The organism is Cupriavidus sp. GA3-3 (assembly GCF_000389805.1).
Lineage (GTDB): Bacteria > Pseudomonadota > Gammaproteobacteria > Burkholderiales > Burkholderiaceae > Cupriavidus > Cupriavidus necator_D.
In genome coordinates, this window is record NZ_KB944480.1 from 18,081 (window position 1) to 30,900 (window position 12,820).

The 12,820-nt window shown below is 69.1% G+C and carries 10 protein-coding genes; 8 read left to right on the top strand and 2 right to left on the bottom strand.

Translation table 11 applies throughout. The features are described 5' to 3' along the window. Nucleotides 1–9 precede the first annotated feature (9 nt). From C265_RS17345 to C265_RS17355, 3 genes are read left to right on the top strand one after another with little or no spacing between them, the layout of a single operon-like run. Nucleotides 10–1,035, top strand: a complete 1,026-nt coding sequence (locus C265_RS17345; RefSeq protein WP_010809885.1) for a DUF2157 domain-containing protein — start codon at nucleotides 10–12, stop codon at nucleotides 1,033–1,035. Further along, on the top strand, nucleotides 1,032–2,150 hold the full coding sequence (locus C265_RS17350; RefSeq protein ID WP_010809886.1) for a DUF4401 domain-containing protein: 1,119 nt from the start codon (nucleotides 1,032–1,034) through the stop codon (nucleotides 2,148–2,150). Before C265_RS17345 ends, C265_RS17350 begins: the two co-directional genes overlap by 4 nt. Next, the gene (locus tag C265_RS17355; protein ID WP_010809887.1) at nucleotides 2,147–2,644 is read left to right on the top strand and encodes a GDYXXLXY domain-containing protein; all 498 of its coding nucleotides are present in this window, start codon (nucleotides 2,147–2,149) and stop codon (nucleotides 2,642–2,644) included. The genes C265_RS17350 and C265_RS17355 overlap by 4 nt, the downstream gene beginning before the upstream one ends. Nucleotides 2,645–2,718: 74 nt before the next feature. On the opposite strand, the gene ychF is transcribed toward C265_RS17355, so the two are convergent. Beyond that, nucleotides 2,719–3,810, bottom strand: a complete 1,092-nt coding sequence (gene ychF / locus C265_RS17360; protein ID WP_010809888.1) for a redox-regulated ATPase YchF — start codon at nucleotides 3,808–3,810, stop codon at nucleotides 2,719–2,721. Between the two features lie 112 nt (nucleotides 3,811–3,922). On the opposite strand from ychF, the gene C265_RS17365 reads away from it, so the two are divergent. The 5 genes from C265_RS17365 to C265_RS17385 all read left to right on the top strand — a co-directional run bounded on the left by C265_RS17365 (nucleotide 3,923) and on the right by C265_RS17385 (nucleotide 11,474). Then, nucleotides 3,923–5,218 carry a UbiH/UbiF family hydroxylase gene (locus C265_RS17365; protein WP_010809889.1) on the top strand — a complete coding sequence of 432 codons (1,296 nt, stop codon included), beginning with the start codon at nucleotides 3,923–3,925 and terminating at the stop codon, nucleotides 5,216–5,218. Nucleotides 5,219–5,269: 51 nt separating this feature from the next. Further along, nucleotides 5,270–6,028, top strand: a complete 759-nt coding sequence (locus C265_RS17370; RefSeq protein ID WP_010809890.1) for a DsbC family protein — start codon at nucleotides 5,270–5,272, stop codon at nucleotides 6,026–6,028. Between the two features lie 112 nt (nucleotides 6,029–6,140). Continuing rightward, nucleotides 6,141–7,145, top strand: a complete 1,005-nt coding sequence (locus C265_RS17375) for an MDR family oxidoreductase (RefSeq protein ID WP_010809891.1) — start codon at nucleotides 6,141–6,143, stop codon at nucleotides 7,143–7,145. Nucleotides 7,146–7,221: 76 nt separating this feature from the next. Further along, nucleotides 7,222–9,036: a M61 family metallopeptidase gene (locus C265_RS17380; RefSeq protein WP_010809892.1), complete on the top strand. Its 1,815-nt coding sequence runs from the start codon at nucleotides 7,222–7,224 to the stop codon at nucleotides 9,034–9,036. A gap of 50 nt (nucleotides 9,037–9,086) precedes the next feature. Beyond that, on the top strand, nucleotides 9,087–11,474 hold the full coding sequence (locus C265_RS17385) for an FUSC family protein (protein WP_010809893.1): 2,388 nt from the start codon (nucleotides 9,087–9,089) through the stop codon (nucleotides 11,472–11,474). 10 nt (nucleotides 11,475–11,484) lie between these two features. Here C265_RS17385 and C265_RS17390 read toward each other — a convergent pair whose 3' ends face one another. Continuing rightward, a complete protein-coding gene (locus tag C265_RS17390; RefSeq protein WP_010809894.1) occupies nucleotides 11,485–12,816 on the bottom strand; it encodes a nitrate/sulfonate/bicarbonate ABC transporter ATP-binding protein in 1,332 nt (443 codons plus the stop codon). Between the last annotated feature and the right edge of the window lie 4 nt (nucleotides 12,817–12,820).

Below are 12,820 nucleotides of genomic sequence, written 5' to 3' on the forward strand. Positions count from 1 at the left end.
GACACTTACATGCAAGGCACACCCACCGTAGCCACCGGCGAACGGCGCGCCATCCGCCGGGCACTGGCCGACTGGCGCGCACTGGGGCGCCTGGACGCGGCCGGCGTCACTGCGCCGTGGGCGCGCACCGAGCCCGTCGCCACCGACTGGCGCCGCTGGCTGGACACGGCGCTGATGGCGCTGGGCACCGCACTGCTGTGCGCGGGCGTGATCGTGTTCTTCGCCTTCAACTGGCAGGATCTCCACAAGTTTTCCAAGTTCGGCCTGCTGGCCGGCGCGCTCACGCTGCTCGCCGCCTTTGCCTGGCTGCGTCCGGCTGGCGACACCGCGGGCCGGGCCGCGCTGGGCGGCGCGCAGGTCGTCGCCGGCGTGCTGCTTGCGGTGATCGGGCAGACCTACCAGACCGGCGCCGACGCGTGGCAGCTGTTTGCGCTATGGGCGTTGCTGGCGGTGCCCTGGGCGCTGGCGGCGTGCGCCGCACCGCACTGGTGGCTGGTAATCGTGGTCGGCAACGTGGCGTTGCTGCGCTATTTCAGCATCCGCTTCGGTGTCGAAGGCGTGTTCGCGCTGCTGTTCGATACGCGCCATATACGCACCGCCACGCTGGCGCTGCTGGGCGCGGTGGTGCTGCAACTGGCGCTGTGGCAGCTGCTGTGCGCGCGGGCGCCGGCGCTGGGCTTCCGTGGGCAGACCGGCAGCCGCATGCTGGCCGCAATGGCCTGCGTGCACGCCGGCTCGCTCGGGCTGGCCAGCCTGCTGGACAGCCATTTCGACGGCGCTGCATTTGCGCTGGCGGTGGTGGTCCTGGCCGCCCTGGTCTGGTGGTTCCGCCAGCGCGTCTTCGACATCGTGGTGCTGAGCCTGGCCTGCCTGACCGGCATCGTGCTGGCGGTGGCCGGCATCGCCAAGGTGCTGTTCGAGGGCAAGGACGATTTCGGCGCCTTCCTGCTGCTCGGGCTGGTGACCATCGGCCTTGCCGCCGGCGCGGCCGCCTGGCTGATGCGTGCCTGGCGCGGCCAACTGGAGCAGGCATGACGACCGAACTGCAGACCGGGCAACGCCTCTGGCAGGACCTCGCCGCACGCGGCGAGGTACAGGGCGAGCGGCCCGACCACACCCACACCCCCTGGGCCGTGCGCTGCCTGATGGGCGCGGCCGGCTGGCTCGGTGCCTTGTTCTTCCAGCTCTTCCTGGTCGGCACGGTCTTCGTCGCCGCGCGCGAGAACGGCATTGCCATGGCGGTGACCGGCCTGGCCATGATCGCACTGGCCGCGCTGCTGTACTGGCGTGGCGGCGGCATTGCCGCGGGGCAATTCGCGCTGGCCGTGAGCCTGAGCGGGCAGGGCATGGCCGTGTTCGGGCTGGTCGAGGCCCTGGGCTTCACGCGCGTCACCGAGAGCGCAGGCTTCTGGGCCGGGCTGGCACTGTTCGAGGCCGCGCTCGCCTTGCTGGTCCCGAACCGGCTGCACCGGCTGCTGTGCGCGGTGGGCGCATGGATCGGGCTGGCAGGCGCCGTGCATCTCGTCCTGGCCGGCAGCGAGCCGGACGACTGGCTGTTGCTGACGTGGTCCCTCGGCTGGCTGGTGCCGCTCGGCTGCGCGCTGGTGACGGGTTTCACGCTGGCCGAAGCACGCCTGTGCGCGGCCGGCCGCCACACGCTGCTGGAACCGCTGGCCGACGCGACGCTGCTGTTCACGCTGGCCGTCGCACTGGTCGTCACCGGCATGAGCCATCCGCTGGCCTGGCTGGGCGGCCCGGAAGCCGGACGCATCCCGCTCGCGCACTGGGTCGCGGGCGGGCTGGCCACAGTGGTGCTGGCCGGCTTCGCGCTCGCCGAATGCCGCCGGCTGGCGCTCAGCCCCGCCCTGCAGGGCGCCGTCCTTGCCGGCGTGGCGGCCTTCGGCGCGCTGATGGCGGCCGCGCCCGCGGTCGTGGCAGGAGTTCTCGCGCTCGGCCTGGCGTTGCGCCGCGCGTCGATGCCGTGGCTGGGCCTGGGCATCGCCAGCATCGCTGTCGGTTTCATCTGGTACTACAGCGCGCTGCACTGGACCCTGCTGGCCAAGTCCGCCACGCTCGCCGTGGCCGGCGCACTGTTGCTGGCCGGCCGCTACCGGCTGCTGCGCACCCGCACCGGCAAGGAGGCCGCATGAAACGCTGGATCCTGATCGCCTGGGCCCTGACGCTGGCATTTGCCGCCGCCGGCATCGCCGGCAAGGAGCGCCTGCTGGCACGCGGTGAGACCGTCTACCTCAAGCTCGCCCCGGCCGACCCGCGCTCGCTGATGCAGGGCGACTACATGGCGCTGAACTTTGACATCGGCAACCAGATCCGCACCGCTCAGACGCAGGACGACCGGCCACCCCGCGACGGCGTGGCCGTGATCCGCCGCGATGAACAGGGCGTGGCCAGCTTCGTGCGCGTACACGGCGGCGAGCCGCTGGCGGCAGGGGAGCAGCTGCTGCGCTACCAGGTCGCCCGCTCGAGCTGGGGCGGCACGCGGGTGCAGGTGTCGACCGATGCGTATTTCTTCCAGGAGGGGCAGGGCGAGCGGTTTGCGCAGGCGCAGTATGGGGAATTCCGCGTGGGGGCGGACGGGCAGGCGCTGCTGGTGGGGTTGCGGGGGAAGGGGATGGAGAGGTTGTGAGGCGAAAGTGATGTCCCCCGGCCCAAAAGAAAAAGCCACCGCATGCGGTGGCTTTTTCATGACGTCTGGCGGTCTTAGACGTTGAACAGGAAGTTCATCACATCCCCATCCTTCACCACATACTCCTTGCCTTCCGCCCGCATCTTGCCGGCTTCCTTCGCGCCGGTCTCGCCCTTGAAGCTGATGAAGTCTTCATAGGCGATGGTCTGCGCGCGGATAAAGCCGCGTTCGAAGTCGGTGTGGATCACGCCGGCTGCTTTGGGGGCGGTGTCGCCGACGTGGATGGTCCAGGCGCGCACTTCCTTGACGCCGGCGGTGAAGTAGGTCTGCAGGCCGAGCAGCTTGAAGCCGGCACGGATCACACGGTCCAGGCCGGGCTCTTCCATGCCCAGGTCGGCCAGGAATTCGGCCTTGTCGGCATCGTCCAGGTCGGCGATCTCGGCTTCGATGGCGGCGCAGACGGACACCACGGGGGAATTGGTCAGCTTGGCGTACTCGCGCACGGCGTCCAGGTGCGGGTTGTTCTCGAAGCCGTCTTCACGCACGTTGGCGACATACATGGTCGGCTTGGCGGTGATCAGGCAGAACGGCCGGATGGCTTCCCACTCTTCGGGCGCCAGGTCCAGGGTGCGCACGGCCTTGGCCTGGTCCAGCACGGCTTGCGCCTTTTCCAGCACGGCGACCAGGCGCTGAGCTTCCTTGTCGCCGGCGCGGGCCGGCTTGATGTAGCGGGCCAGGGCCTTCTCGACGGTGGCCAGGTCGGCCAGCGCGAGTTCGGTGTTGATCACTTCGATGTCCGACAGCGGGTCCACCTTGCCGGCAACGTGGATGACGTTATCGTCCTCGAAGCAGCGCACCACGTGGGTGATGGCGTCGCATTCGCGGATATTGGCCAGGAACTGGTTGCCCAGGCCTTCACCCTTGGAGGCGCCCGCCACCAGGCCGGCGATATCGACGAACTCGACCGTGGCCGGCAGCACGCGCTCCGGCTTGACGATCTCCGCCAGCTTGGCGAGCCTCGGATCCGGCACTTCGACCACGCCCACATTGGGTTCGATGGTGCAGAACGGGTAGTTTTCGGCGGCGATGCCGGCCTTGGTCAGGGCATTGAACAGCGTGGACTTGCCGACGTTGGGCAGGCCGACGATGCCGCATTGGAGGCTCATGGTAGAAGGCGGGAAATTGCAAAACCCGTATTCTAGCGGATGGGGGCCTCGCCATCGGCCGGGTTGAGCCGGCGTGGGGCGGGGCCAGGAGTGACGTGGCTATAATCCAGCCATGATCCGATCCCACGCGTCCGCGCGCCCGTCTGCGCGCAACTCCTCCGCTTTCCAGGTTGCTGTCGTCGGCGGCGGCATCGTCGGCAAGTCCTGCGCGCTGCTGCTGGCCCAGCAGGGCATGGACGTGGCGCTGGTCGCGCCCAGGCCGCCCCGCGCCAGCGGCCGCACGGCGGCGGGGCCGGATGACTGGGACAGCCGCATCTACGCCTTCTCGGCCAGCTCGCAGGCGCTGCTGGAGCGCATGCGGGTGTGGGAGGCGCTGGACCCGGCGCGGATCCAGCCGGTGCGCGACATGCGCGTGTTCGGCGATGTCAGCGCGGCCGAGACCTCGCCCAGCCTGGACGGGGACCTGCATTTCTCGGCCTACGCGGCCGCGGTGCCGCAGCTGGCGTGGATCATCGAATCCAGCCACGTCGAGCGCGCGCTCGACACAGCGCTGGGCTTCCAGCACCAGGTGACCTGGCACGACGCCACGGCGAGCGCGTTCGAGCGCGATCCTGACGGCGTCACGCTGACCCTGGGCAATGGCGAGAAGCTGCGCACGGCCTGCGTGGTCGGTGCCGACGGCGCGCGCTCCTGGCTGCGCCAGCAATGCCACATCGGCGTCAGCACGCGCAAGTACCGCCAGCTGGGCGTGGTCGCCAATTTCGCCTGCGAGCGCCCGCACCAGGAAACCGCGTGGCAGTGGTTCCTGGGCGCGCCCGAAAAACTGATGGCCGACGAGGAACCCGCCAACGGCGAAGTGCTGGCGCTGCTGCCGCTGCCGGACAACCATGTGTCGATGGTCTGGGCCGCCGAAGAGGCCCACGCGCGCGAGCTGCTGGCGCTGTCGCCCGAGGCGCTCGCCGCCACGGTGATGCAGGGCGCCAGCGGCGCGGTCGGCGCGCAGTTCGGCGCGCTGCGCTGCGTGACCCCGGCGCAGGGCTTCCCGCTGGTGCTGCAGCGTGCCGACCAGTTCGTGCAGCCGCACGTGGCGCTGGTGGGCGACGCCGCCCACGTGTTGCATCCGCTGGCCGGCCAGGGCATGAACCTGGGCCTGCGCGACGTCGCGGAACTTGGCCGCGTGATGGCCGACAAAGAACCTTTCCGCAGCGAGGGCGACCTGCGCTTGCTGCGCCGCTACGAGCGCGCCCGCGCCACCGATTTGCTTGCGCTGACCGCGGCCACCGACGGACTGCACCGGTTGTTCTCGTTGCCGGGCGGCGTCGCGCGCGTGGTGCGCAACACCGGCATGCGCGCGGTCGGCGGCCAGTCCTTGCTCAAGCGCTTCCTGATCGCGCGCGCGCTTGGCTGACCGCGGCCGCGCCAACGTTCCGATCCCTTTACCGAATACTCTGGAGTCCACATGTTCCCATTCCTGCGCCGCCGCCCCGCCATGAGCGCCGCGATCACCGCCATCGCCGGCGGGCTGGCCGCGGCGGGCTTCGCGCTGCATGCCATGGCCGCGGGCGAGCCCGGCACCGACCGCATCAAGGAGTCGCTGCAGAAGATGATGGGCGGCCGTGCTGAAGTGAAGAGCGTGAGCAAGACCCCGGTGCCGGGCCTGTTCGAGGCCAATATCGGCGGGCAGGTGGTCTACACCGACGCCTCGGGCCGCTACATCCTGAACGGCGAGATGATCGACACCCGCACCGGCACCAACCTGACCGAGGAGCGGCTGGCCGAGATCAACCGCATCAAGTGGTCGGACCTGCCGCTGGCGCGCGCGATCAAGTGGACCAAGGGCGATGGCAGCCGCCAGGTGGCGGTGTTCTCCGACCCCAACTGCGGCTATTGCAAGCGCATCGAGCAGACCTTCCAGCAGATGGACAACATCACCGTGTACACCTTCCTGTACCCGGTGCTGTCGCCGGATTCCGAAACCAAGGCCAAGCAGGTCTGGTGCGCGTCCGACCGCACCAAGGCCTGGCGCGACTGGATGCTCAAGCAGGTGGCGCTGACCGGCAACGGCAGCTGCAAGACCCCGCTGGAAGAAAACCTGGCATTGGGCCACAGCATGAACGTGACCGGCACTCCGGCGGTGTTCTTCACCGACGGCACCCGCATTCCCGGCGCGGCGGATGTCGCCACGCTGGAACGCAAGCTCGCCAGCATCAAGAAATAAGCGCGCGCCGGACCTGTACCGGCCCGATCGACGGCCGGACTTGTCCGGCCGTTCTGCATTCTGCCTTTTCCCTGATTCCATGCGATCGCCGGCAGGCGACAAAGGAGACACCATGACCTTCCAGGCATTGCTGCTGACCCAGGCCGACGGCGCCACCCAGGCCAGTATCGCCACGCTCGACGACGCGCAGCTGCCCGCCGACGGCGACGTGCTGGTTGCCGTCGACTACTCCACCATCAACTTCAAGGACGGGCTGGCGATCACGGGCCGCTCGCCGGTGGTGCGCAAGTGGCCGATGGTGGCGGGCATCGACGGCGCCGGCACGGTGCTGGAATCCGCGCACCCGCGCTGGAAGGCAGGCGACAAGGTAGTGCTCAACGGCTACGGCGTGGGCGAGACGCATTGGGGCTGCCTTGCGCAGCGCGCGCGCCTGAAGGGCGACTGGCTGGTGCGCCTGCCCGACGCCTTCACCACGCGCCAGGCCATGGCGATCGGCACCGCGGGCTATACCGCGATGCTGTCGGTGCTGGCGCTGGAGCGCGGCGGCGTCGACGGCCCGGTGCGCCCCGGCGATGGCGAGGTGCTGGTGACCGGCGCCTCCGGTGGGGTGGGGACGGTGGCGATCTCGCTGCTGAGCAAGCTTGGCTACAAGGTGGTGGCCTCGACCGGCAAGACCCGGGAGGCGGATTTCCTGAAGGCGCTGGGCGCCGATGACGTGATCGACCGTGCTGAGCTGGGCGTACCCGGCAAGCCGCTGCAAAAGGAGCGCTGGGCCGCGGTGGTCGACTCGGTCGGCTCGCACACGCTGGTCAATGCCTGCGCCCAGGTGCGCTACGGCGGCGTGGTGACGGCGTGCGGGCTGGCGCAGGGCCTTGACTTCCCGGGGTCGGTGGCGCCGTTCATCCTGCGCGGCATCACCTTGCACGGCATCGACAGTGTGATGGCGGCGATGCCGCTGCGCGAGCAGGCCTGGCAGCGCCTGGCCGGCGACCTGGAGCCGGACCGGCTCAATGCGCTGACGCGCGAGATCGGCCTGGGCGACGCGATCGAGGCGGGCCGCAAGATCATGGAAGGCGGCATGCGCGGGCGCGTGGTGGTGGATGTGAATCGCGGCTGATCGCGCACCGTCGCCCTGATGCACCACCGCGTCGGCGCTGCATCCGTGTCCTGGCGCCGACGTTACAATCCTGCCCATGACGCCGATCCGCTACGCCATCGCCCCGCTTCAGCCTGAAGCGCACCTGTTTGCCGTCACCGTCACCGTGAGCGAACCCGATCCCGCCGGCCAGTGTTTCTCGCTGCCGGCCTGGATCCCGGGCAGCTACATGATCCGGGACTTCGCGCGCAATATCGTGCGCATCCGCGCCGATGCGGGCGGGCGCGAGGTCAGGCTGACCAAGCTCGACAAGCAGCGCTGGCAGGCCGCGCCGGTCAGCCTGGCCGACGGCCCGCTGACGCTCAGCTACGAGGTCTATGCCTGGGACCTGTCGGTGCGCGCGGCGCACCTGGACACCACCCACGGCTTCTTCAACGGCAGCTCGGTGTTCCTGTGCGTGGACGGGCAGGCCGAGCGGCCATGCACCATCGATATCCATGCGCCCGCCGGCGAGGCCTATCGCGGCTGGCGCGTCGCCACCGCCATGCGCGAAGCGCCCGGCCGCGCAGGCGCGAAGCGCTACGGCTTCGGCCGCTACCAGGTGGCCGACTACGATGAGCTGGTCGATCATCCGGTCGAGATGGGCACCTTCCAGCTGGCCAGCTTCCGCGCCTGCGGCGCGCAGCACGACGTGGTCTTCACCGGGCGCGTGCCGCAGCTCGACCTCGAGCGCGTGTGCCGCGACCTGAAGCGGATCTGCGAAGCGCAGATCCGGCTGTTCGAGCCCAAGACCGCGCAGGCGCCGTTCCTGGACAGCAACCGCCGCTACGTCTTCATGACGATGGTCACCAGCGACGGCTACGGCGGCCTGGAACACCGTGCCAGCACCGCGCTGATATGCGCGCGCAATGACCTGCCGGTGCGCGGCGACAGTGATACCAGCGAGGGCTACCGCACCTTCCTCGGGCTGTGCAGCCACGAGTATTTCCACACCTGGAACGTCAAGCGCATCAAGCCGGCCGCGTTCGTGCCGTACCGGCTGGCCGAGGAAACCTACACGCCGCTGCTGTGGCTGTTCGAGGGTTTCACCAGTTACTACGACGACCTGGTGCTGGTGCGCTCCGGCTGCATCACCGACGAGCAGTACATCGAGATGCTGGCCAAGACCTGGAACGGCGTGCTGCGCGGCAGCGGCCGCACCAAGCAGAGCGTGGCGGAAAGCTCCTTCGATGCCTGGACCAAGTACTACCGCCAGGACGAGAACGCCCCCAACGCCATCGTCAGCTACTACACCAAGGGTTCGCTGGTGGCGCTGGCGCTGGACCTGACCATTCGCGACAAGACCCGCGGGCGACGCTCGCTTGACGATGTCATGCGCGCGCTGTGGCGCCGCTACGGCCGCGGCTTCTACGCGCCGGGCGCGGTGCAGCGCGGCGTGACCGAGGCCGAGGTCCATGCGCTGTTCGATGAAGTCACCGGCCTGCGCATGGGGCCGCTGCTGCGCTCGCTGACCGAAGGCACCGGCGAGCTGCCGCTGCCGGCGCTGTTCAAAACGTTCGGCGTCAAGGCCGATGCGCAGAAGCCGGCGCGCACCGCGGCGCTGGGTATCAAGGTCAAGAGCGATGAGGGCTGGGTGCGCGTGGCGCAGGTGTTCGACGGCGGCGCCGCGCAGGCCGCCGGCCTGTCCGCCGGCGACCTGCTGGTGGCGATTGACGGCCTGCGCGTGGCGCCGGGCCAGATCGACAAGCTGCTGGCGCGCTACCGTAGCGGCGACCGCATCGAGCTGCACGCCTTCCGCCGCGACGAGCTGCAGGTGCTGCCGGTGACGCTGGCACGCGAGCCGGCGGCGCAGTTCAAGGTGAAGCTCGAGAGCGGACGGCACGCGGCGCGCTCGCGCTGGCTGGGCCAGTGAACTAGTTTTCCGCTGCCACACCCGCCACCGCACGCCATCGCCCCCGCTGCATGCAATACGCGCACGATCCCCGCACCTTCCTGTATTCGCACTACATCTACCGGGGCCTGCGCTCGGCCACCGGGGTGATCGGCGCCACGCTGATCGCGCTGCACTTCAGCGACCTGCCCACCGCGATGGTGGTGTCGATGGGGGCGCTGTGCACCAGCCTGATGGACCTGCCCAGCCCGCTGAACCACAAGTTCAACGAGATGATGGCCAGCGTGCTGCTGTGCAGCGTGGTCACGCTGGTGGTGGCGCTGGCCACGCCGTTCCCGCGCGTGATGCCGTTCCTGCTGGTGCTGGTGACGTTCCTGGCCGGCATGATGACGGTGTACGGCAACAAGACGCTGCCGCTGCAGTTCGCGGCGCTGTTCGTGATGACGCTGACCATCAACGAAGACTTCCTGGTGCGGCGCGCGCTGGAGCACGCGGCGCTGTTCAGCATCGGCGCGGTCGCTTATCTCGGCTATGCGATGCTGGTGAGCTGGATCACCGAGCGCCGCACCAAGCAGCAGGTGCTGGCCGAATCGTTGTATGAGCTGGCCGGCTATCTCGAGATCAAGGCCGGCTTCTACGACGCCGGCAACGACTACGAGGCCCAGTTCAACCAGCTGGTGCGCCAGCAGATCGTGGTGGCCGAGCGCCAGCAGGCCGCGCGCGACCTGGTGCTGCGCGGCAACCGCACTCCGCACGACGGGCTGCTGGTGCAGGTGCACCTGCGCATGCTCGACCTGTACGAGTATATCCTGTCGACCAACACCGACTATCCGCTGCTGCGCCAGACCTTTGCCGGCACGCCGGTGCTGGACCATTTGCGCGGGCTGGTGCTGCAGATGTGCAAGGACGTGGAAGAGATCGCCTACGAGATCACGCGCGGCCGCGCCTCGTACGCCACGGTGGAATATCGCCAGGGCCTGCGCGCGGTCGAGGCCGAGGTCGAGCAATTTCGCCACCACCATATCAACCCGGCGGCGATGACGGCGCTGGTCGATACGCTCGACATGATGCGCGGCGCGATCACGCTGGTCGGCCAGCTGCACGAAGCGTCGCGCACGCCGGTGGAGCCGGCCAGGGTGCTGCCCGGCTCGGACATGACGCCGTTCCTGACGCGCCAGAAGTATGAGTTCAGCGTGCTGCGCGACAACCTGAAGTGGAGTTCGCCGGCGTTCCGCTTCTCGCTGCGGATCTCGATGGCGGTGTCGCTGGGGCTGTGGATTGCCGAGCACCTGCCCTATGTGTCGCACAGCTACTGGATCCTGCTGACAATCATCGTCATCCTGAAGCCCAACTTCAGCATGACCAAGCAGCGCTACAACGACCGCCTGATTGGCACGCTGATTGGCTGCGTGGTCGCGGTCGCGATCCTGAAGGTGGTGCACCAGCCGCTGATCCTGCTGGGCGTGCTGTTCCTGTCGCTGGTGGCCAGCGCCGCGTTCGTGACCATCAAGTACCGCTACACCGCGATTGCCGCCTGCATCCAGGTGCTGATCCAGATCCACCTGCTGATGCCGGGAAGTCCCACGGTGGCGGGCGAGCGGCTGGTGGATACCGTGATCGGCGGCATCATCGCCTCGATGTTCAGCTTTGTGCTGCCGAGCTGGGAATACCGCGCCATCCCCAAGCTGGTGGAGGGCGTGCTGCAGGCCAACCGCCGCTATATCGGCGCCACGCGCGACCTGCTGCTGCGTAGGACCAAGGATGACTTTGCCTACCGCGTGCAGCGCAAGCAGTTTATGGACAACCTGTCGGCGCTGATCTCGTCGTTCCAGCGCATGCTGGACGAGCCCAAGAGCCGGCACCGTGCGGTGGACAACCTGAACCGCTTTATCGTGCAGAACTACCTGGTGGCCGCGCACGTGGCGGCGGCGCGCATCCAGGTGCGCCAGCACTATGACGAGCTCGATATCCCGGCCGCGGAAGCCGCGATCGAGCAGGCCACCGAGGCCGCCAGCCACAGCCTGCAGGTGGCCAGCGAGCGGCTGCATGCCGATGAGCGGGGCGGCGGCCGTGGCGCGGGCTTTATCCGCAGCGGGAAAACGCCATTGGAACGCAAGGAGGCAGCGCCTGCCGCCGCGGACAAGGCGGAGGAAACTCCCACTGAAGCTGTCGCCGATGCCGAACCAGTGGCGGCCACCGTCAGCGTCGAAGTCGCCGAGGATGCCGTCGCCGAACGCCGCGCCCGCCTGGCCGATTCGGCCGACAAGCGCCGCACCGACGTGCTGGTGCACGCGGCCGCCGCCGGCGAATCCAGCCATGAGGCTGGTCCCACCGCCAGCTCCACCGGCCGTCCGGCCAATGCGGTGCTGGACCGCCGCCTGCGCGCGTTGCGCGAGGATGCGGCCAAGATCGCGCTGCGCACGGGGGCCATCGGGCGCGCCATACGGGCGCGCGTCTGAGCCTGGTGGCTTACGGCGCCTCGGGCAGCTCTTCCTCGGGCAGTGTCAGCATGCCGCTGTTGTAGCGGTACTCGTAGATCTCGCCGTAGCGCCCCCAGCCGATCGCCACGCTGAGCACGCGCTCGGCCTCGGCGGGCTTCAGGAACTGCTCCAGTTCGTGCAGCACCTGTTCTTCGCGGATCTCGCCGGCCTCGCTGGCCACCAGTTCGCGGCGGATATGCGCGGCCAGTGCGACGTTGCCCAGCAACTGCTGGCCGAACATCACCTTGCGTTGCTGCGGCCCGGCGGCGTACCAGGCGCGGCCGGCCCCGGTGGCGGCGATGTCGCCGCGCTCGATCGACACCAGTTGCACCAGTTGCAGCGCTTCGCACGCAGGCAGCAGTTCGTCGTCGGTGAGGCCGGCTTCGTCGGCCAGGTGGGGCAGGTCGGCGCGGCAGTTGAAGGGTGCCTCGCACAGCAGGTCGAGGATCGCTTCCATCTGGCTGATGTCGGTGTCCGGCAGCCGGTAGGCGATCTGGCGCGCGGGCGCTTGCGCGGGCAGGCGCGCTTCCGCGGCGGGGGCGGTCATCAGCGCGTAGATCTCGTCGACCAGCGCGCGCACCTGCGCGCTGTCGCGGTTGCGCGGACGCGGCAGCGCCACTGGCACCTCGGCGCGGATGCGGCCCGGGTCGCTCGACAGGATCACGATGCGGTCGGCCATCATCACTGCCTCTTCGATATTGTGCGAGACGATCAGAATGCTCCTGATATTGGCACGGCCGCTTTCCCACAGCGCCAGCATCTCGTCGCGCAGGGTCTCGCCGGTCAGCACGTCCAGGGCCGAGAATGCTTCATCCATCAGCAGCAGGTCCGGCTCGGTCACCAGCGCGCGCGCAATGCCCACGCGCTGGCGCATGCCGCCCGACAGCTCGCGCGGCAGTGCGCTGTTGAAGCCGGCCAGCCCGATCATGTCGATCGCGGCCTCGGCGCGGCGCTCGCGCTCGGCCCTGGGCACGCCCTGGGCCTCGAGCCCCAGCTCAACGTTCTGCTGCACCGTCAGCCACGGGAACAGCGCGAACGACTGGAACACCATGGCGATGCCCTCGGCGGTGCCGGCCAGCCGTTCGCCGCGAAAGTCCACCTCGCCGCGGTCGGCGCCGACCAGCCCGGCCATGATGCGCAACAGCGTGGACTTGCCCGAGCCGGACTTGCCCAGCATGGCGACGATCTCGCCCTCGCGCAGCGTCAGGTCCACGCCTTCGAGCACGGCACGGTCGCTCTGGCTGGCGGTGCGGAAGATCTTGCCGACGCCGCGCAGCTCGATCACGGCGGGGGCGGCGGTGGATGCAATGTTCTCTGCCATCGTT